General features: G+C 68.6%; 9 protein-coding genes, 1 tRNA gene and 2 rRNA genes. 1 reads left to right on the forward strand and 11 read right to left on the reverse strand.

The features are described 5' to 3' along the window. Positions 1-65 precede the first annotated feature (65 nt). The 7 genes from RV983_RS10845 to RV983_RS10875 form a co-directional block, all read right to left on the reverse strand. The gene (locus RV983_RS10845) at positions 66-608 is read right to left on the reverse strand and encodes a CinA family protein (RefSeq protein ID WP_475985586.1); all 543 of its coding nucleotides are present in this window, start codon (positions 606-608) and stop codon (positions 66-68) included. Next, positions 605-1,333: a CDP-diacylglycerol--glycerol-3-phosphate 3-phosphatidyltransferase gene (pgsA, locus tag RV983_RS10850; protein ID WP_475985587.1), complete on the reverse strand. Its 729-nt coding sequence runs from the start codon at positions 1,331-1,333 to the stop codon at positions 605-607. The genes RV983_RS10845 and pgsA overlap by 4 nt, the downstream gene beginning before the upstream one ends. Further along, on the reverse strand, positions 1,330-2,820 hold the full coding sequence (gene rimO / locus RV983_RS10855) for a 30S ribosomal protein S12 methylthiotransferase RimO (RefSeq protein ID WP_475985588.1): 1,491 nt from the start codon (positions 2,818-2,820) through the stop codon (positions 1,330-1,332). The genes pgsA and rimO overlap by 4 nt, the downstream gene beginning before the upstream one ends. A 114-nt stretch (positions 2,821-2,934) precedes the next feature. Continuing rightward, a complete protein-coding gene (locus tag RV983_RS10860; protein WP_475985589.1) occupies positions 2,935-3,732 on the reverse strand; it encodes a helix-turn-helix domain-containing protein in 798 nt (265 codons plus the stop codon). 231 nt (positions 3,733-3,963) lie between these two features. After that, a complete protein-coding gene (locus RV983_RS10865) occupies positions 3,964-6,624 on the reverse strand; it encodes a DNA translocase FtsK (protein ID WP_475985590.1) in 2,661 nt (886 codons plus the stop codon). Positions 6,625-6,737: 113 nt separating this feature from the next. Beyond that, positions 6,738-7,418, reverse strand: a complete 681-nt coding sequence (locus RV983_RS10870; RefSeq protein WP_475985591.1) for a response regulator — start codon at positions 7,416-7,418, stop codon at positions 6,738-6,740. Positions 7,419-7,704: 286 nt separating this feature from the next. Beyond that, positions 7,705-13,173 carry a HAMP domain-containing protein gene (locus RV983_RS10875; RefSeq protein ID WP_475985592.1) on the reverse strand — a complete coding sequence of 1,823 codons (5,469 nt, stop codon included), beginning with the start codon at positions 13,171-13,173 and terminating at the stop codon, positions 7,705-7,707. A 284-nt stretch (positions 13,174-13,457) separates the two neighbouring features. Here RV983_RS10875 and RV983_RS10880 point away from each other — a divergent pair, with 284 nt between their 5' ends. Continuing rightward, positions 13,458-16,073, forward strand: a complete 2,616-nt coding sequence (locus RV983_RS10880) for a SpoIIE family protein phosphatase (protein ID WP_475985593.1) — start codon at positions 13,458-13,460, stop codon at positions 16,071-16,073. Positions 16,074-16,179: 106 nt separating this feature from the next. Here RV983_RS10880 and RV983_RS10885 read toward each other — a convergent pair. The 4 genes from RV983_RS10885 to RV983_RS10900 form a co-directional block, all read right to left on the reverse strand. Beyond that, positions 16,180-16,252, reverse strand: a tRNA-Thr gene (locus RV983_RS10885). A gap of 62 nt (positions 16,253-16,314) precedes the next feature. Continuing rightward, positions 16,315-17,295, reverse strand: coding sequence for a DegT/DnrJ/EryC1/StrS family aminotransferase (locus tag RV983_RS10890; RefSeq protein WP_475985594.1), 981 nt, complete (start codon positions 17,293-17,295; stop codon positions 16,315-16,317). Between the two features lie 125 nt (positions 17,296-17,420). Beyond that, positions 17,421-17,537 (reverse strand): 5S ribosomal RNA (gene rrf, locus RV983_RS10895). An 84-nt stretch (positions 17,538-17,621) separates the two neighbouring features. After that, positions 17,622-20,745: ribosomal RNA gene (locus tag RV983_RS10900) — 23S ribosomal RNA — on the reverse strand. Between the last annotated feature and the right edge of the window lie 19 nt (positions 20,746-20,764).

Consider the following 20,764-nt stretch of genomic DNA (forward strand, 5'->3'; position numbering starts at 1 on the left):
GCAACCTTCTTGCCCCACCGTACCGCCTCCGGCCTCGGCCGTGCGGGGAGCGATGACGTGTTCACTCAGGGCTGTAAACATCCCTTCCCCCCGCTCTCTTCCCCACCCTTGGCCGCCACGGATTCGCCGGGCGTTGTCCCGCTCGTCACCAGGCTCTGGTGCAACAAGGTGAGTACGGCGTCCACGGTGGAGATACGGATGGCGGTGCGGTCCCCGTTCAGCTGCAGTTTCTCGCTGATCGTCCGCCCGGGTCCGGCGACCGCGACGTAGACCGTGCCGACCGCCTGGCCGTCCTGCGGATCGGGGCCGGCGACCCCGGTCGTCGCCACCCCCCAGTCGGCGCGCAGCACGCGCCGCACGCCCTCCGCCATGCCTCGCGCGACCCCCACGTCGACCGCGCCGCGCTCGGCCAGCAGCGTCCCGTCCACGCCCAGCACGTCTCGCTTGAGCTCCGTGGCGTACGCGGTGACCGAGCCCCGGAAACTCCGGGAGGCGCCCGGCACCGAGGTCAGCTCGGCGGCGACCAGCCCGCCGGTGAGCGATTCGGCGACCGCCAGGGTCGCGGAGCGGCGCACCAGCAGCTCCAGGACCTCGGCGGCGACGTTCACGCGTCCTGCCCCGGCTCCCCCGCGGACTCGGCGGGCCCCGGTTCCCGGACCGCCACCGCTGCCACGGCCGCCCGGGCGACCGCCTCCCGCTGCTTCGCCAGCCCGGCCCTGCGCATCACCACGGCCTGCCGCACGTAGTCGAGGCCGGTGACGACGGTGAGGAGCACCGCGGCGGCCATGATCACCGCCCGGATCGTCGCCAGCGGACCGGTCAGCACCAGGATGTACATGCCCACGGCGACACCCTGGGTGAGCGTCTTGAGCTTGCCGCCACGGCTGGCCGGGATGACGCCCCAGCGGATGACCCAGAAGCGCATGAGCGTGATGCCGAGCTCGCGGAAGAGGATCACCACGGTGACCCACCACGGCAGGTCCCCCAGCGCCGACAGCCCGACCAGCGCGGCGCCCATGATCGCCTTGTCGGCGATCGGGTCGGCGATCTTGCCGAAGTCGGTGACCAGGCCGTACCGGCGGGCCAGCTCCCCGTCGAAGAGGTCCGTGATCATGGCGACGGCGAACGCGGCCCACGCGAAGGAGCGCCAGGCCGGGTCGTGACCGTCGCCGTGCAGGAGCAGCACGACGAAGCCGGGCACCAGCACGAGCCGCACCATCGTCAGGACGTTGGCGATGTTCCAGAGGCTGGGCTTGGCCGCGACGGCCGCCGCGGTCGGGGCGGGGGCAGGGGGACGGTGGTTTCCCGCGGCGGACGCCGGTACTCCGGTCATCTGCCCGCCTCCTCCGTGCACAGCGGCTCGGCGATCAGGTCGACGCCCTCGGTGTCCACCACCTTCGCCGCGACGAACGAACCGGCCACCAGTCCCTCCGGCGAGGTCAGGATGATCTGCCCGTCGGTCTCCGGCGCCTGGTGCGCGGCGCGGCCCACGGCGCCGTCCTCCTCGTCGACGGACTCGACCAGCACGTTCACGGTCGAGCCCAGGCGTTCCTCGGCGCGCTGCGCGGTCAGCTCCTCGGCCAGCCGGGAGACCCGCGCCAGCCGTTCGGCGACGATGTCCTCGGGCAGCTTGTCCTCGTAGCCGGCCGCCTCGGTGCCCTCCTCGTCGGAGTAGCCGAACACGCCGATGGCGTCGAGTCGCGCGCCGCTCAGGAAGCGCTCCAGCTCCTCCAGGTCCGCTTCGGTCTCACCAGGGAAGCCGACGATGAAGTTCGAGCGGACACCGGCTTCCGGGGCCTTGGAGCGGATGGTGTCCAGCAGCTCCAGGAAGCGGTCGGTGTCGCCGAAGCGGCGCATGGCCCGCAGCACCTTGGGAGCCGAGTGCTGGAAGGACAGGTCGAAGTAGGGCGCCACCTTGGGCGTGGAGGTGAGTACGTCGATCAGGCCGGGCCGCATCTCGGCGGGCTGGAGGTAGCTGACCCTGACCCGCTCGATGCCCTCGACGTCCGCCAGCTCCGGCAGCAGCGTCTCCAGCAGCCGGATGTCGCCGAGGTCCTTGCCGTACGAGGTGTTGTTCTCGCTGACCAGCATGATCTCCTTGACGCCCTGCCCGGCGAGCCACCGCGTCTCGCCCAGCACGTCCGAGGGCCGGCGCGAGACGAAAGAGCCCCGGAAGGACGGGATCGCGCAGAACGAGCACCGGCGGTCGCAGCCGGAGGCCAGCTTCACCGAGGCGACCGGGCTGGTGTCCAGACGGCGGCGCAGCGGGGCCCGCGGTCCGGAGGCGGGCGCCAGGCCGTCGGGGAGGTCCGCGGGGGCGGAGGCGGCCGCCTCGGCGTCCTCGGCGACCTGGGAGTGCCCCGGCAACGCGACGCCGGTGGCCGACTGCCGCTCGGCCGGGCTGATCGGGAGCAGCTTGCGGCGGTCCCGGGGGGTGTGCGAGGCGTGCACGCCGCCGGAGAGGATGGTCTGCAGGCGGTCGGAGATGTTGCTGTAGTCGTCGAAGCCGAGCACGCCGTCGGCCTCGGGCAGCGCGTCGGCGAGTTCCTTGCCGTACCGCTCGGCCATGCAGCCGACCGCGACGACGGCCTGCGTGCGTCCGTGGGCCTTGAGGTCGTTCGCCTCCAGCAGGGCGTCGACGGAGTCCTTCTTGGCGGCCTCGACGAAGCCGCAGGTGTTCACAACGGCGACATCGGCTTCGGCGGCGTCCTCGACGAGCTGCCAGCCGTCCGCCGCCAGCCGGCCGGCGAGTTCCTCGGAATCCACCTCGTTGCGGGCGCAGCCGAGCGTGACAAGGGCGACGGTACGGGGTTCGGACATAGGCTCAGCCTACTTTGTCCCTGACGGGGCTCTGACGCGCTGCGGCGCCCGGCCCGGGGTCAGGTGCCCCGGGCCGGGCGCCGCGGTGTGCTCGCGCGCCCGTGGTGGCGGACGTCACCCGGCTTCCGGGTCGCCGGGGGTGAAGGTCAGCCGCTGGACCTGACCGGGGTCGCCCGCGGGCCCCAGGTCCTTGCCGTTGACGAAGAGGTCGACGGCACCGGCGTTGCCGATGATGAGGTTGACCTTCTTCTTGTCGGTGAAGGTCTTGGCGTCGCCCTGCTCCAGGCTGCCCTGGTACAGCTGCTTGCCGTTGCTGTCGACGGCCTGGATCCAGCTCTTGCCGTTGTCGGCGGTGAGCTTGACCGTGACCTTGTCACCGGGGGCGGCGGCGATGGCGCTGTCGGTCGCCTCCGGTGTGGGGCTGCTCTGGTGGCTCGCGGAGGGCTTGGCGGCGGGACTCTGCGCGGACGGCTTGCCGGCGACGGGCTGCTTGCCGCTGTCGTCGCCGCCGTTGAACAGAGTGAAGCCGACAAATCCCACGACCGCGACGATGGCCGCCACCATGGCGGCGGTCCAGTTGGGGCGGCGCGGCTCGGACCGCATCCGCTCCGCCTCGTACAGCGGTGCCACGGGGGTGGGGGACGGAGTGCTGCCGTGCTCGGCGGAGAACTGCTCCACCAGGGCCTCGGGATCGAGGCCCACGGCGCGCGCCAGTGTCCGGATGTGGCCGCGGGCGTAGACGTCACCGCCGCAGCGGGAGAAGTCGTCCTGCTCGATCGCATGGACAATGGGCGGCCGCACACGAGTGGTGGAACTGACCTCGTCGACGGTGAGCCCGGCGTCGAGACGGGCTCGGGCGAGGGCACGACCGACCGAGGGACGGTCGTCTGGGGGCGGGTTGCCGATGGACACGGGTGCGCCTTTCAAGCGTGTAGCCACCTGCTGGAGACTCAGTCTAGGGGGGGTTGCAAAAGGTCGGGCAAGCGGGCGGGCGTTGTTTGTCCGCCATCAGGATTGCCGCCGTGACCGGCGCCGATGACAGTCGGCCATACGCCTTCCCCTTGCACTAACTTGACGTACGGGCAGGAGAAACGGTTGCTCCCCGCCCACTTACGAGTGAGCTACGGATGGGCTACGAACCGGCTACGCACCGGTCCCGCCACGCAGAACCGCAAGCACCCCGTCCATCTCGTCCGGTTTGACCAGCACGTCACGGGCCTTCGATCCCTCGCTGGGACCGACGATCCCGCGGGATTCCATCAGGTCCATGAGCCTGCCCGCTTTCGCGAAGCCGACACGCAGTTTGCGCTGGAGCATCGACGTCGAGCCGAACTGGGTGGAGACCACGAGCTCCGCCGCCTGGCAGAGCAGGTCGAGGTCGTCGCCGATCTCCTCGTCGATCTCCTTCTTCGGGCCGGCGCCGACCACGACGTCCTCCCGGTAGGAGGGCGTCAACTGCGCCTTGCAGTGCTCGACGACGCCGTGGATCTCCTGCTCGGTGACGAAGGCGCCCTGCATGCGGATCGGCTTGTTCGCGCCCATCGGCAGGAACAGCCCGTCACCCTTTCCGATGAGCTTCTCTGCGCCGGCCTGGTCCAGGATGACCCGGCTGTCGGCGAGCGAGGAGGTCGCGAACGCCAGCCGCGAGGGCACGTTGGCCTTGATGAGACCGGTCACCACGTCGACGGACGGCCGCTGGGTGGCCAGCACGAGGTGGATGCCTGCCGCGCGGGCGAGCTGCGTGATGCGGACGATCGCGTCCTCCACGTCCCGCGGCGCGACCATCATCAGGTCGGCGAGCTCGTCCACGATCACCAGCAGATACGGGTACGGGGACAGCTCGCGCTCGCTGCCCGCCGGCGGCTTCGCCTTGCCGCTGCGCACCGCCGCGTTGAAGTCGTCGATGTGCCGGAAGCCGTAGGCGGCCAGGTCGTCGTAGCGCAGGTCCATCTCGCGCACGACCCACTGGAGTGCCTCGGCGGCCCGCTTGGGGTTGGTGATGATCGGTGTGACGAGGTGCGGGACGCCCTCGTACGCGGTGAGTTCCACGCGCTTGGGATCGACCAGCACCATGCGCACCTCGTCGGGGGTGGACCGGGCCAGCACCGAGGTGATGAGGCAGTTGATGCAGGAGGACTTGCCGGAGCCGGTGGCGCCGGCGACGAGGATGTGCGGCATCTTCGCGAGATTGGCCATCACATAGCCGCCCTCCACGTCCTTGCCGAGGGCCACCGTCATCGGATGCTCCTCGCCGGCGGCGTCCGCCGAACGGAGCACGTCGCCGAGGTTGACCATCTCCCGGTCGCTGTTGGGGATCTCGATGCCCACCGCGGACTTGCCGGGGATCGGGCTGATGATCCGCACGTCGGGGCTGGCGACGGCGTACGCGATGTTCTTGGCGAGCGCGGTGATCCGCTCGACCTTGACGGCCTGTCCGAGTTCGACCTCGTACCGGGTGACCGTCGGTCCGCGGGTGAAGCCGGTGACGGCCGCGTCGACCTTGAACTGCGAGAAGACACTCTTCAGCGACTCCACCACGACGTCGTTGGCGGCGCTGCGGGTGCGGCCGGGGCCGCCGCGCTCCAGCAGGTCCAGCGAGGGCAGGGAGTACGTGATGTCGCCCGACAGCTGCAACTGCTCGGCGCGCGGCGGCAGCGGCTGCCCGGCGCCCGGCGCCGCCTTCTTGGTGAGGTCCGGCACGGAGGGGGCCGCGTTGTCGTCGGGGTTCTCGGTGGTCATGTCGTCCCGGGCCTGAGGCACCGACTGGTGCACCAGGTCCGCCACGACCGAGGAGCCGGGGACGCCGTAGGTCAGCGCGCCGTCGAGGTCGGCGGCGACCCCGTAGGCCAGGTCGACGGTGCCCAGACCGCCGGGCGTCAGGTCGGGCAGCGGGTGCTGCTCCGGCCGGCGCCGGCCGCGGCGGCGCGGCGTGGCCCCCTCGGTCCCGGGACCGGCTGCGGGCTCGTCCTCGAACAGGTCGCCGAACGGGACCGCGTCCTCGTCGGCCTCCTCCTCCGGCTGCACCTCGACCAGGCCGAGCCGCATACCGGCCTCCCGCAGGCGGCGCGGGATCGCGTTGACCGGGGTCGCGGTGGTGACCAGCAGCCCGAAGAAGGTCAGCAGCGCCAGCAGGGCGACCGCCAGCGGGGCCCCCACGGTGTAGCGCAGCGGCGCGGACGCCGCCCAGCCGATGAGTCCCCCGGCGTCCCGGATCGCGTCGGCGCCCTGGCCCCGGCCGGGCGAGCCGCAGCCGATGTGCACCAGGCCGAGCACACCCACGGCGAGCGTGGACAGGCCGATCACGATCCGCCCGTTGGCGTCCGCCTGCTGGGGGTGGCGCATCAGGCGCCATACGACGGCACCGAGGAGAACGGGCACCAGCAGGTCCAGCCGGCCGAACAGCCCGGTGATCAGTATCTCGACCAGGTCGCCGACCGGGCCGTGCAGATCGGACCAGGTGCCGGTGGCGACGACCAGGGCGAGGCCGAACAGCAGCAGCGCCAGCCCGTCCTTGCGGTGCGCCGGGTCGAGACCGCGCGCGCCCCGGCCCACGCCCCGGAAGAGCGCGCCGACGGTGTGCGCGAGGCCGAGCCACAGCGCCCTCGTGAGCCGGTAGACGGCCCCGGTCGGTGAGGGCGCCGGCTTGGGCGCGGGCTTGGCGGAGGCCGCCGCCTTCTTGGCCGGAGCCTTCTTCGCGGGTGCCTTCTTCGCCGCCGGCTGCTTGGTGGCGGCCTTCTTCGCCGCGGGCCTGGCCGCAGGTTTGGCGGCAGCCTTCTTCGCGGTGCCGGACGTACGTGGGGCCATGGTGCGAGGTTACCGTTCCGTCCCGTTCGCGACACCCGTGGCCACACATACGCCCGTTCGTGTCGCGCCCCGGACGCACCAAGGGTGACGAGCCGTCAAAGAGCAGACGCTGGTCACTCCTGAGAGGGGATCTTCTTGTCGCCGGATCCGGTGCCCGGCTCCAGCGCGTCCAGCGCGCGGCGCAGTCCGGTCAGCTTGCGCTCCAGATGGGCCGCGGTCGCCACCGCCGCCGCGTCCGCCGACTCGTCCAGCTGCTTGGAGAGCGCTTCCGCCTGCTCCTCCACCGCCGCCAGCCGCGCGGACAGCTCGGCGAGCAGACCCACCGGCTCCTTGGTGCCGTTGGCACCCTGCCGGGAGCCCTGCTCCAGTTGCAGGCGCAGCAGGGCGGCCTGCTCGCGCAGTTGGCAGTTCTTCATGTAGAGCTCGACGAAGACCGAGACCTTGGCCCGCAGCACCCACGGGTCGAAGGGCTTGGAGATGTAGTCGACCGCGCCGGCCGCGTAACCGCGGAAGGTGTGGTGCGGACCGTGGTTGATCGCCGTGAGGAAGATGATCGGGATGTCCCGGGTGCGCTCCCGGCGCTTGATGTGTGCCGCGGTCTCGAACCCGTCCATGCCCGGCATCTGGACATCGAGCAGGATCACCGCGAAGTCGTCGGTGAGCAGCGCCTTGAGTGCTTCCTCCCCGGACGATGCCCGCACCAGTGTCTGATCGAGCGCGGAGAGGATGGCCTCCAGCGCCAGCAGATTCTCCGGCCGGTCATCGACCAGGAGGATCTTGGCCTTCTGCACCATGGCCCGTCCTCCTCGTCCCGGCACTGCACCGGGTGCCGCCCCCATGGACGGCTCCTGACCGCCGTCCGTCCTTGTGCCGGTCATGGTAGCCGCACCCCGCTGTCCGCCACACCCTGTCACCGCCATGTCACTGTGCACGTAGCAGAAACGCAAGCGGGGACCAGAAGGTTCCCTGTTTCCCGCACCCTCACACCTCCGCGAACACTCCGTGTCAGGGGCACTGCCGCTCGCCCCGGCGCGGCGACCGCCGCAGGGGCGGTCACCGCGTCCTTCATCCGACGCCCCGTCACCGTGCGTGCATCCACTGCTCCATCACCGCGAGAAGGTGGTCGGTGTCCACCGGCTTGGCGACATAGTCGGAGGCACCGGACTCGATGCTCTTCTCCCGGTCGCCCTTCATCGCCTTCGCCGTGAGGGCGATGATCGGCAGCCCCGCGAACTGCGGCATCCTGCGGATCGCCGCCGTCGTGGCGTACCCGTCCATCTCCGGCATCATGATGTCCATCAGGACGACCGCGACGTCGTCGTGCTGCTCCAGCACCTCGATGCCCTCCCGGCCGTTCTCGGCGTACAGCACGGTGAGCCCGTGCTGTTCCAGCACGCTGGTGAGGGCGAAGACGTTGCGGATGTCGTCGTCCACGATGAGCACCTTCTCACCGCTGAAGCCGCCCGCGAAGCCGGTGTAGGCGTCGCTGTGCGCCCCGTCCACCCACAACTCGGGCGGCGGCGGCTGCCGGTCCGGCTGCCCCGGGGCCGCCATGGGCCGCTCGGTGAGGGCCGAGCGGCGGCGCAGCCGCGCCAGGCTGCTGCCTGCGCCGCCGCGGCGCCCCCCGGTGTGCGTGGGGGCGGTGCCGCGCAGCTGCTCGGCGTACCCGTCCGGCTCGGCGAAGACCTCGCCGGGCGGGAGTTGGGCGTAGCCGTGCGCCGGCAGTTCACCGCTGTTCAGCGGCAGATAGAGGGTGAACGTCGACCCTCGGCCGGGCTGGCTGTCGGCGTGGATCTCGCCGCCGAGCAGCCGCGCGATCTCCCGGCTGATGGACAGGCCCAGGCCCGTACCGCCGTACTTGCGGCTGGTGGTGCCGTCGGCCTGCTTGAACGCCTCGAAGATGACCCGCATCTTGCTGGCGGCGATGCCGATGCCGGTGTCGGTGACCGAGAAGGCGATCAGCGGCTCGTCCGGGGCGCGCAGCGAACCGGACTCCAGCAGTTGCTCCCGGATCGCCTGCGGCGCCTCCGGGCCCGCCGGGCGGATCACCAGCTCCACCGAACCGCTGTCGGTGAACTTCACCGCGTTGGACAGCAGGTTGCGCAGCACCTGGAGCAGCCGCTGCTCGTCGGTGTGGAGCGTCGCGGGCAGTTCCGGGGAGACCCGGACCGAGAAGTCCAGGCCCTTCTCGGCGGTCAGCGGCCGGAAGGTCGCCTCGACGTAGTCCACGAGCTGCACGAGCGCGATCCGGGTCGGGCTGACGTCCATCTTGCCCGCCTCGACCTTGGACAGGTCCAGGATGTCGTTGATCAGCTGGAGCAGGTCGGAGCCCGCGCCGTGGATCGTCTCCGCGAACTCGACCTGCTTCGGCGACAGGTTGCCCTCGGCGTTGTCCGCGAGCAACTTCGCCAGGATGAGGAGCGAGTTGAGCGGGGTGCGCAACTCGTGCGACATGTTGGCGAGGAACTCGGACTTGTAGCGCATGGAGACCGCGAGCTGTTCCGCGCGCTCCTCCAGCACCTGTCGGGCGTCCTCGATCTCGGTGTTCTTCACCTCGATGTCGCGGTTCTGACGGGCCAGCAGCTCGGCCTTCTCCTCCAGCTCGGTGTTGGAGATCTGGAGCTGCTTCTGCCGGTTCTCCAGCTCCGCGGAGCGCTCCCGCAGCTGTTCGGTCAGCTCCTGGGACTGCTTGAGCAGGTACTCGGTCTTGGTGTTGACGCTGATGGTGTTGACGCTCACCGCGATCATGTCGGTGATCTGGCCGAGGAAGTCCTTCTGGATCTGCGTGAACGGCTGGAACGAGGCCAGCTCGATCACCCCGAGCACCCGGTCCTCGAACAGCACCGGCAGCACGATGACGTGCGCCGGCGGCGCTTCGCCGAGCCCGGAGGAGATCCGCAGATAGCCCGGCGGCACGTTCTCCACCAGGATGCTGCGCTTCTCGACCGCGGCCGTGCCGATCAGTCCCTCACCGGGCAGGAAGACGGTGGGCATCGTCCGCGGCGAGAAGCCGTAGCTGCCGATCAGGCGCAGCTCGTACTCCTCGGCGATGTCCTCGGTGGCCGGTTCCTCCGCGAGGAAGAAGGCGCCGTGCTGGGCCGAGACGACCGGCGTCAGCTCGCTCATGATGAGGCCGCCGACGTCGTTGAGGTCGCGGCGGCCCTGCATCAGACCGGAGATACGGGCCAGGTTGCCCTTCAGCCAGTCCTGCTCCTTGTTGGCGAGGGTGGTCTCGCGGAGCCGGACGATCATGGTGTTGATGTAGTCCTGGAGCTCCAGGATCTCGCCGGCCGCGTCCACGTCCGTGCGGATGTTGAGGTCGCCGCGGGTCACCGCGGTGGCCACCTGGGCGATGTTGCGCACCTGGCGGGTCAGGTTGTTCGCCATCAGGTTCACGGACTCGGTGAGGTCCTTCCAGATGCCCGAGACACCCGGCACGCGCGCCTGACCGCCGAGGCGGCCCTCGGTGCCCACCTCGCGGGCGACGCGGGTGACCTCGTCACCGAAGGCGGAGAGCTGGTCGACCATCGTGTTGATGGTGGTCTTCAGCTCCAGGATCTCGCCGTGCGCGTCGACGTCGATCTTCTTGGACAGGTCACCGCGGGCCACGGCCGTGGTGACCATCGCGATGTTGCGGACCTGGCCGGTCAGGTTGGACGCCATGTTGTTCACCGACTCGGTGAGGTCCTTCCACGAACCGGAGACTCCCGGCACGCGCGCCTGACCGCCGAGGATGCCGTCGGTGCCCACCTCGCGGGCCACCCGCGTCACCTCGTCACCGAAGGCCGACAGGGTGTCGACCATGGTGTTGATCGTCTCGGCGAGCTGGGCGACCTCGCCGCGCGCCTCGACGGTGATCTTCTTGGTGAGATCGCCGTTGGCGACCGCCGTGGCGACGGAGGAGATCGAACGCACCTGGCCGGTCAGGTTGTTGGCCATCAGGTTGACGTTGTCGGTGAGGTCCTTCCAGATGCCCGAGACGTCCCTCACCCGGGCCTGGCCGCCGAGGATGCCGTCGGTGCCCACCTCGCGGGCCACCCGCGTCACCTCGTCGGCGAAGGCGGACAGCGTGTCGACCATGGTGTTGACGGTCGTCACCAGGGCGAGGATCTCGCCCTTGGCGTCGACGGTGATCTTCTTCGACAGGTCGCCCTGCGCGACCGCCGTGGTGACCTCGGCGATGTTGCGCACCTGCATGGTCAGGTTGTTGGCCATGAAGTTGACGGACTGGGTCAGGTCCTTCCACGTACCCGACACGCCCTTGACCTCGGCCTGGCCGCCCAGGATGCCGTCGGTGCCCACCTCACGGGCCACTCGCGTCACCTGGTCGGCGAACGCCGACAGCTGGTCGACCATCGTGTTGAGGACGTTCTTGAGTTCCAGGATCTCGCCGCGCGCGTCGACGTCGATCTTCTGCGACAGGTCACCGCGGGCCACCGCGGTGGCGACCTGGGCGATGTTGCGCACCTGGGCGGTGAGGTTGCCGGCCATGCCGTTCACCGAATCCGTCAGGTCGCGCCACACTCCGGCCACACCGGGCACCTGCGCCTGCCCGCCGAGCCGGCCCTCGGTACCCACCTCGCGGGCCACCCGGGTCACCTGCTCGGCGAACGCCGACAGCTGGTCGACCATCGTGTTGATGGTGTTCTTCAGCTCCAGGATCTCGCCGCGCGCGTCGACGTCGACCTTCTGCGACAGGTCACCACGGGCCACGGCCGTGGTCACCTGGGCGATCTGGCGGACCTGCGAGGTCAGGTTGCCCGCCATGAAGTTGACGGAGTCCGTCAGTTCCTTCCACACACCGCTCACGCCGTCGACGCGCGCCTGGCCGCCGAGCCGGCCCTCGGTGCCCACGTCGCGCGCCATGCGCGTGACCTGGTTGGCGAAGGAGGACAGCTGGTCGACCATCCGGTTCACGGTGTTCTTCAGCTCCAGCATCTCGCCGGAGACGTCCACCGTGACCTTCTGCGACAGATCGCCGTTGGCGACCGCCGTGGTCACCTGGGCGATGTTGCGCACCTGGCCGGTCAGATTGCGGAACGCGGTGTTCACCGAATCCGTCAGGTCCTTCCACAGACCCGCCGCGCCCGGCACCTGCGCCTGCCCGCCCAGCTCACCCTCGACACCGACCTCCCGGGCCACCCGGGTCACCTCGGCGCCGAACGCCGACAGCTGGTCGACCATGGTGTTGACGGTGTTCTTCAGCTCCAGCATCTCGCCGGAGACGACCACGGTGACCTTCTGCGACAGATCGCCGTTGGCGACCGCCGTGGTCACCTGGGCGATGTCGCGCACCTGGCCGGTCAGGTTGCGGAAGGCCATGTTCACCGAGTCGGTGAGGTCCTTCCAGATGCCCGCCGCGCCCGGCACCTGCGCCTGACCGCCGAGGCGGCCCTGCGCACCGACCTCGCCGGCCACGCGGGTCACCTCGTCGGCGAAGGTCCGCAGGGTCTCGGTCATCGCGTTCACGGTCTCGGCGAGCTGCGCGACCTCGCCGCGCGCGCCGATGGTGATCTTCTGCGACAGGTCGCCGTTGGCGACCGCCGTCGTGACCTGAGCGATGTCGCGCACCTGGGCCGTCAGATTGCCCGCCATCAGGTTGACGGAGTCGGTCAGGTCCTTCCACACGCCGTCGACGCCGGCCACCTTCGCCTGGCCGCCCAGCTGGCCCTCGGTGCCCACCTCGCGGGCCACCCGGGTCACCTCGGACGCGAAGGAGGACAGCTGGTCCACCATCGTGTTGACGGTGTTCTTCAGCTCCAGCATCTCGCCGGCCACGTGGACGGTGACCTTGCGCGACAGGTCGCCCTTGGCGACCGCCGTGGTCACCAGCGCGATGTCGCGCACCTGGGCCGTCAGCCGGGAGGCCATGGTGTTGACCGAGTCGGTGAGGTCCTTCCATGAGCCGGCCATGCCGCGCACCCGGGCCTGCCCGCCGAGCTTGCCCTCGGTGCCGACCTCGCTGGCCACCCGGGTCACCTCGTCGGTGAACGTGGACAGCTGGTCGACCAGCCCGTTGACCGTGCGGCCGACCTTGAGGAACTCGCCGCGCAGCGGGTGCGCGGCACCGTCGGGCCCCTGCGAGCGCAGCTCCATGCGCTGCTCCAGGTCGCCCTCGGCGACCGCCGACAGCACGCGGCCGACCTCGGACATGGGCCGTACGAGATCGTCCACCAGCGCGTTGGAGGCGTCGATGGCGGCCGCCCACGATCCCTCGCACGCCCCTGTCTCCAGGCGCTCCGCGAGCTTGCCCTCGCGGCCGACCACCCGGCGGACCCGGGCGAGCTCACCGGTCAGGTGCTGGTTGCGATCGGCGACCTCGTTGAACACGGCGGCGATCTCCGCCATGACGCCGTCGCCCGTGACCGTGAGTCGCTTGCGGAAGTTGCCGTCCCGCATCGACTCGAGTGCGGACAGCAATCTGTGCAGTGCGGCCGAGTCCACCTCGACGGTCCCATTGGTGCGCGAGCGCGCATGCTTCACCCGCGCGGAACCACCCCGCTTTGCCGCGGGTGCCGCGCCGCCTCGCGCCGATGCGCCAGACTCCACCGTGTCCCTCCCGGAGGGTCGACCGAACTGCATGTGCCTCGTTCAGGCATGCCCAGTGTTTCACCATGCCCGCACCCGGCCATAACAGTTCGGCAGCATCGCATATGACCGTCGCCACGATCGGGGCAGGAACACCCCCAACCGGCACACGCGTGGTCGCCAGGGGTAAGTAACCTGGCATGCGGTTGCCCACCTTGGGCCGGGCGTACACCTCGAAGTGGGGGCCGGTGGTGACAGTACAGCGGATGGCCAATAGTGACGTCCCCGGACAAACAAGGAGATCTGTGATCACGGCGCGCGCAGCGGCCACCTTCGAGCCGGTGGGACGCTCGGTCGCCACCGCACGCGCTTTCGTCCGCGACACCCTTCAGGGCTGGGGCTTCGCCGAGGTCGTCGACGACGCCGTCGTCCTCACCAGCGAACTGGTCACGAACGCCGTGGTCCACGCGGGAACCGCCGCCGACGTCCAGTGCCTTCGCTACGAATCCGCCGTGCGCATCGAGGTCGCCGACCGCTACCCCGAGCGCGAGCTCCCCCTGCACGACGCCAAGAGGCAGATCCACCCGGACCACGAGGGCGGCCGCGGCCTGCTCCTGTGCTCGGCGCTGGCCACCCGCTGGGGCGTGGAGTACACGCCGGCCAACAAACACGTCTGGTTCCATCTGGACCTGCCCCAGCGCCCCGCGGGGACGCGCTCCGCCGGACCGGCCCTGCCCGCTGCCGCGCTGCCGCTGGCCGACGAGCAGGTCCGCGTCGCCGTCGTCCAGGTCGACCGCAGCGGCATCATCACGCGCTGGAACCAGGACGCCGCCGAACTCTTCGGCCACCCCGACGAGCAGATCGTGGGCAAGCCGCTCGGGGATCTCGCCGCCTGGCCGCAGACCCCCGGCACCGGCCACGGCATCGCTGAAGCCCTGCGGCTCTCCCGCTGGGAGGGCAGCTACGGCGTCCGTGGCGCCGACGGCCGCATCATGCCGGTGTACGGCACCCACTTGCGGGTACGCGACACCTCAGGCGAACCCTCCACCGTCTGCCTGCTGGTGCGCGAGGACGCTCGGGCCGTGCTGCAGAATCCCGGGCGCGGCGTCGTCTCCGCCGACGGCGGCATGGACCGCGGCAAGGCCGTCGACCCCTTCGAGTCGTTCATCGGCTCCCCCGCGCCCGACGACCTCGACGGCCTACTCCAGCGCACCGTGGAACGCGCCCGCGACATGCTCGACGGCGACGCCGCCTATCTGCTGCTCGCCACGGACGACGAGACCGAGTTGGAGGTGCGCGCCTCCACCGGCCTCCCCTCGGCCCGCCAGCGCTTCGCCCGCGTCCCCGTCGAGGCCGGCACCGGCCGCTACGGCAGCGCCCGCATGCCGGCCGTCCACGAGGACCTGACGGCCGTTCCGGGCGCCGTCCCGCTCCTCGCCGGCACCGGCATGCGGTCCGTCGTCACCGTGCCCCTCAAGGTCGAGGGACGCCTCACCGGGTCGCTCGGCGTCGCCGCCGAGATCCCCGGGCGCTACAGCAACGAGGAGGCGCTGCGCCTCCAGTTCGCCGCCGACCGCATCGCCCTCGCCGTCGAGAGCGCCCGGCTCACGGAGCTGGAACGCCTGCGCCGCGGCTCGCTGTCCTTCCTCGTCGAGGCCTCCGACCTGCTGGCCGGCACCCTGGACCGCGACCAGACCCTCGCGCTCATGGCCCAGATGACGGTGCCCACGCTGGCCAGTTGGTGCGCCGTCTACACCATCGCCGACCAGTCCACCGAGCCCGAACTCGCCTTCGTCCTGCACGAGGACGAGGACCGGATCGACGGCATCAAGGCGCTGCTCTCCCGCGTCGCCCCGCCCCAGCCCGACCCCACCCCGGGCGCCCGCGTCTGGACGGCGCCGGGGGACGCGGCCCACTCCACGGCCCTGCGCGCCTCCCTGCGCAGCCTCGGGCTCGGCGAGGCGGGGCGCCCCTCCACCGGCCCGGGCGCGGCCCTGGCGACCGCCGCGGCGGTCGGCGGCGAGACCGTCGTGCTGCCCCTGGTGGCCCGCAACCGCGTCATCGGGATGCTCACCCTCGGCAAGGCCGCCGACGAACGCTTCCGTCAGGAGATCCTCGAGCTCGCCGAGGACCTGTCCCGCCGGGCCGCCCTCGCCCTGGACAACGCCCGCCTCTACAGCGAGCGCACCGCCATCAGCCAGTCCCTCCAGCGCAGCCTGCTGCCGCCCGGCCTGCCCGTGATCCCCGGTGTCGAGGTCGAGGTGGTCTACCGCGCGGCGGGCGAGGGCAATGAGGTCGGCGGCGACTTCTACGACGTCTTCCCGATCCGCGAGGGCTGTTGGGGCTTCGCCATCGGCGACGTGTGCGGCACCGGTCCCGAGGCCGCGGCCGTCACCGGCCTCGCCCGGCACGCGCTGCGCCTGCTCGCCCGCGAGGGCTTCAGCGGCCCGTCCGTCCTGGAACGCCTCAACGCGGCCATCCTCGACGAGGGCTCCCGCAGCCGCTTCCTGACCCTCCTGTACGGCGAGTTGTGGCCCCAAGCCGACGGCAGCGCCGAGCTGAAGGTCGTCTGCGCCGGCCACCCCCTGCCGCTCCGCCTGCGCCAGACCGGCGCCGTCGAGTCCGCGGCGGAGCCCCAGCCCCTGCTCGGCGTGATCGAGGACCTCGAACTCGTCGAGCAGAACGTCACCCTCGCCCCCGGGGACGTCCTGCTCTGCGTCACCGACGGCGTCACCGAGCGCCGCGAGGGCACCCGCATGCTCGGTGACGACGGTCTCGCCGATGTCCTGGCCACCTGCACCGGTCTCACCGCCGGCGCCGTCGCCGCCCGTATCCAGCGCGCCGTGGAGCGCTTCGCCTCCGACGCGCCCTCCGACGACATGGCCATTCTCGCCATGCGCGTTCCGGAGCTGCCCGCGTAGCACGCGCCTGCGCACGACAGCCAGAAGAGGCCATGAGAGGCCACGAGTGGCCGACGACGGCCAACGAAAAAGGCCCCCGCCGAATGGCGGGGGCCTTCTTTCTCTGAGCCCCAATACGGAATCGAACCGTAGACCTTCTCCTTACCATGGAGACGCTCTACCGACTGAGCTATTGGGGCGCGTCGACGTGAAGGATCTTAACCCATGAGGCGCCGGGTTCGGAAATCCGCACGACGTACGCTCAGAGCAGTCCGCCGAGGGTGTTGCACGCCTCGGCCATCCGCTTCAACTCCTTCTCCGTGAGCCCGGGGTGGACCGGCAGAGACAGCGTCTCGCCCGACGCCGCCTCCGTTCGCGGCAGGAAGGACTGCGACCGGTACTTCGGCAGCCGGTGCAAAGGGGTCGGGATGCTCACGTCCGCCCGCACGCCACGGGACGCCAGGGCCATCGCGAACGCGTCCCGGTCGGGACGGCCGTTGCCGGGTATGCGCACCGTGTAGCGGTGGTAGACGTGGTGCGCGCCCGGCTCGACGTACGGCACCAGCACGCCCGTCAGGGCGGAGTCCAGATACCGGCAGTGGGCCCGCTGCCGCGCGACCGAACCGTCCAGCTTGCGCAGCCCGGCACGGCCCATGGCGGCCCTGTTGTCGGCGAGCCGCGCCGCCGCGTGGGCACCGTCCCTCAAGCGCTTGACGCAGGTGGCGAGTTCGGGGTGCTCCGTGGTCACCATGGCGCCTTCCGCCAGCGCGAAGACGCTCAGCGCGCCGTAGGTGCCGACCCGGCGGCCCGCCAGTGTCGCGGCCTGTGCCTGGGTGGCGTCCTCGACGATCGCCAGGCCGTGCCGCGCCGCGAGGTCCGCGAGCTGGTCGACCGCCGCGGGATGACCGAACAGGTGCACCGGCAGTATCGCCACGGTCAGCGGCGTGATCGCCGCGGCGACCGCCTCCGGGTCCAGACAGAACGTCAGCGGATCGATGTCCGCGAACACCGGCACCGCACCGACCAGCCGCACGGCGTCCGCGGTCTCCACCGGGGCGAACGACGGGAGGATCACTTCCTCGCCGGCACCGATACCCAGCGACAGCAGCGCGAGCTGAAGGGCGGCGGTCGCGGAATCGACCGCGACAGCATGGCGATCATCCACCGCCGAGGAGAACTCGTCCTCCAGCGCTGCGACTTCAGCACCCTGTTCCAGGAACTGCTGCATCAGGCCCACCTCCACTTGCCCGTCATCGTCAGGATTACGGTGACCGGTGAGTAGCTGCTGAGCTGAACATGAACAACGGGTGTTGCTCAAACAAATAGCCGTGCCCCCGGACAGAAGTCCGGGGGCACGGCTGAAAAATTGTTCGGCGGCGTCCTACTCTCCCACAGGGTCCCCCCTGCAGTACCATCGGCGCTGAAAGGCTTAGCTTCCGGGTTCGAAATGTAACCGGGCGTTTCCCTAACGCTATGACCACCGAAACACTATGAAACTGTCGAACCGGCACCGGCACAAAAAAGCCGGGGTTCGTTGTTTCAGAACTACACAGTGGACGCGAGCAACCTACGGACAAGCCCTCGGCTTATTAGTACCGGTCAGCTCCACCCATTACTGGGCTTCCACATCCGGCCTATCAACCCAGTCGTCTACTGGGAGCCTTAACCCCTCAAGGGGGTGGGAGTCCTCATCTCGAAGCAGGCTTCCCGCTTAGATGCTTTCAGCGGTTATCCCTCCCGAACGTAGCCAACCAGCCATGCCCTTGGCAGGACAACTGGCACACCAGAGGTTCGTCCGTCCCGGTCCTCTCGTACTAGGGACAGCCCTTCTCAAGACTCCTACGCGCACAGCGGATAGGGACCGAACTGTCTCACGACGTTCTAAACCCAGCTCGCGTACCGCTTTAATGGGCGAACAGCCCAACCCTTGGGACCGACTCCAGCCCCAGGATGCGACGAGCCGACATCGAGGTGCCAAACCATCCCGTCGATATGGACTCTTGGGGAAGATCAGCCTGTTATCCCCGGGGTACCTTTTATCCGTTGAGCGACGGCGCTTCCACAAGCCACCGCCGGATCACTAGTCCCTACTTTCGTACCTGCTCGACCCGTCAGTCTCACAGTCAAGCTCCCTTGTGCACTTACACTCAACACCTGATTGCCAACCAGGCTGAGGGAACCTTTGGGCGCCTCCGTTACACTTTAGGAGGCAACCGCCCCAGTTAAACTACCCACCAGACACTGTCCCTGATCCGGATCACGGACCGAGGTTAGACATCCAGCACGACCAGAGTGGTATTTCAACGTTGACTCCCCCCAAGCTGGCGCTTGGAGTTCACAGTCTCCCACCTATCCTACACAAGCCGAACCGAACACCAATATCAAGCTATAGTAAAGGTCCCGGGGTCTTTCCGTCCTGCTGCGCGAAACGAGCATCTTTACTCGTAGTGCAATTTCACCGGGCCTGTGGTTGAGACAGTCGAGAAGTCGTTACGCCATTCGTGCAGGTCGGAACTTACCCGACAAGGAATTTCGCTACCTTAGGATGGTTATAGTTACCACCGCCGTTTACTGGCGCTTAAGTTCTCAGCTTCGCCCCGACGAATCAGAGCTAACCGGTCCCCTTAACGTTCCAGCACCGGGCAGGCGTCAGTCCGTATACATCGCCTTACGGCTTCGCACGGACCTGTGTTTTTAGTAAACAGTCGCTTCTCGCTGGTCTCTGCGGCCACCACCAGCTCGGGAAGCAAGTCCCCTCACCAGCAATGGCCCCCCTTCTCCCGAAGTTACGGGGGCATTTTGCCGAGTTCCTTAACCACAGTTCACCCGAACGCCTCGGTATTCTCTACCTGACCACCTGAGTCGGTTTAGGGTACGGGCCGCCATGAAACTCGCTAGAGGCTTTTCTCGACAGCATAGGATCATCCACTTCACCACAATCGGCTCGGCATCAGGTCTCAGCCTTAATGAGTGGCGGATTTGCCTACCACTCGGCCTACACCCTTACCCCGGGACAACCACCGCCCGGGCTGGACTACCTTCCTGCGTCACCCCATCGCTCACCTACTACCACCTTGGGTCACCGGCTCCACCACTCCGACATCATCCGAAGAATCAGCCGGCGGCTTCACGGGCTTAGCATCAGAGGGTTCGACGTTGGCGCTTCAAAGCGGGTACCGGAATATCAACCGGTTGTCCATCGACTACGCCTGTCGGCCTCGCCTTAGGTCCCGACTTACCCTGGGCAGATCAGCTTGACCCAGGAACCCTTAGTCAATCGGCGCAAGAGTTTCCCACTCTTGTATCGCTACTCATGCCTGCATTCTCACTCGTGAACCGTCCACGACTCCCTTACAGGGCCGCTTCACCCGGCACACGACGCTCCCCTACCCATCACAGCCTCCGTTGGGAGTATTGCTGCAATGACACGACTTCGGCGGTACGCTTGAGCCCCGCTACATTGTCGGCGCGGAATCACTTGACCAGTGAGCTATTACGCACTCTTTCAAGGGTGGCTGCTTCTAAGCCAACCTCCTGGTTGTCTGTGCGACTCCACATCCTTTCCCACTTAGCGTACGCTTAGGGGCCTTAGTCGATGCTCTGGGCTGTTTCCCTCTCGACCACGGAGCTTATCCCCCGCAGTCTCACTGCCGCGCTCTCACTTACCGGCATTCGGAGTTTGGCTAAGGTCAGTAACCCGGTAGGGCCCATCGCCTATCCAGTGCTCTACCTCCGGCAAGAAACACGCGACGCTGCACCTAAATGCATTTCGGGGAGAACCAGCTATCACGGAGTTTGATTGGCCTTTCACCCCTAACCACAGGTCATCCCCCAGGTTTTCAACCCTGGTGGGTTCGGTCCTCCACGCGGTCTTACCCACGCTTCAACCTGCCCATGGCTAGATCACTCCGCTTCGGGTCTTGGGCGTGCGACTAAAGTCGCCCTATTCGGACTCGCTTTCGCTACGGCTACCCCACACGGGTTAACCTCGCCACACACCGCAAACTCGCAGGCTCATTCTTCAAAAGGCACGCAGTCACGACATACAAGCAAGCTTGCATGCGACGCTCCCACGGCTTGTAGGCACACGGTTTCAGGTACTATTTCACTCCGCTCCCGCGGTACTTTTCACCATTCCCTCACGGTACTATCCGCTATCGGTCACCAGGGAATATTTAGGCTTAGCGGGTGGTCCCGCCAGATTCACACGGGATTTCTCGGGCCCCGTGCTACTTGGGAGTTGTACAAGCAAGCCGTTGATGTTTCAGCTACGGGGGTCTTACCCTCTACGCCGGACCTTTCGCATGTCCTTCGCCTACATCAACGGTTTCTGACTCGCCCAGCCGCTAAGCAGACGACTGAAGTACAATCCCACAACCCCGCATGCGCAACCCCTGCCGGGTATCACACACATACGGTTTGGCCTCATCCGGTTTCGCTCGCCACTACTCCCGGAATCACGGTTGTTTTCTCTTCCTGCGGGTACTGAGATGTTTCACTTCCCCGCGTTCCCTCCACATACCCTATGTGTTCAGGTATGGGTGACAGCCCATGACGACTGCCGGGTTTCCCCATTCGGACACCCCCGGATCAAAGCTTGGTTGACAGCTCCCCGGGGCCTATCGTGGCCTCCCACGTCCTTCATCGGTTCCTGGTGCCAAGGCATCCACCGTGCGCCCTTAAAAACTTGGCCATAGATGCTCGCGTCCACT

Source organism: Streptomyces sp. RLA123 (genome assembly GCF_056270165.1).